Source organism: Luteococcus sp. Sow4_B9, assembly GCF_052116585.1.
Taxonomy (GTDB): Bacteria; Actinomycetota; Actinomycetes; order Propionibacteriales; family Propionibacteriaceae; genus Luteococcus.
Genome location: NZ_JBQKKT010000069.1, coordinates 1 through 737, shown reverse-complemented (window position 1 = coordinate 737; position 737 = coordinate 1). Strand labels below are relative to the sequence as shown.

General features: G+C 69.3%; 1 protein-coding gene. It reads right to left on the bottom strand.

Annotated elements, in window-relative coordinates:
• On the bottom strand, positions 1–737 hold a 737-nt coding region (locus ACTQ49_RS14985; protein WP_441828633.1), incomplete at both ends, for a transposase.

The window sequence follows — 737 nt, the reverse complement described above, 5'->3', positions numbered from 1 at the left end:
GCCCAGGCGGTGTGTTCGTCGTAGTGGGTGCCGGTCTTGAGGCAGCCGTGGAGGATCCCGACCCAGCGGTTCGCGAGCTGACGCAAGGCGGCCTGGTGGCCCATCTCCCGGGCTCGGAGTTGCTGGTAGTAGGCCTTCGCGCCGGCTGAGCCTCTCATCGAGGAGAACGCCCATTGCTGCGCCGCGTCAGACAGGCGCTTGTTGCGGGCATAGCGCGACATCACGACTTTCTTCTTGCCCGAGGCCCGGGTGATCGGCGCAGTCCCGGCGTAGGCCTTGCGGGCCTTCGCGTCGACATACCGGCCGGGATCGTCGCCGAACTCACCCAGCAGGCGGGCGCCCAGGATCGGTCCGAGTCCCGGCAGGCTCGTGATGATCTCGGCTGCCGGGTGCTGGCCAAAATGTGTTTTCACCACCTCGCCCAGCGCCTCGATCTGGGTGTTCAACGCCGTGATGAGGGCGACCTCGGCCGACACGATCGCCGCGAACGCGGCCTGGACCGGCGCCGGTTGCCGCAGCTCCTGCGCCCGCAACACGGTCACGATCTCGGTGGCGCGCTGCTCGACGTTGCGCCGGTTCGCCCTGGTCAGAGCCGCCGTCACGGCCCGTTTCGACAGCGCGGCGGCAGTATCCGGGTCGGGTGCTTTCGCGAGGAGCTCCAGGGTGTCGGGTTCGTCGAGCTGGTCGAACGCCGCCAGCGCCGCGGGGAAGAACTCCCGCAACGCCGAGCGCAGCCG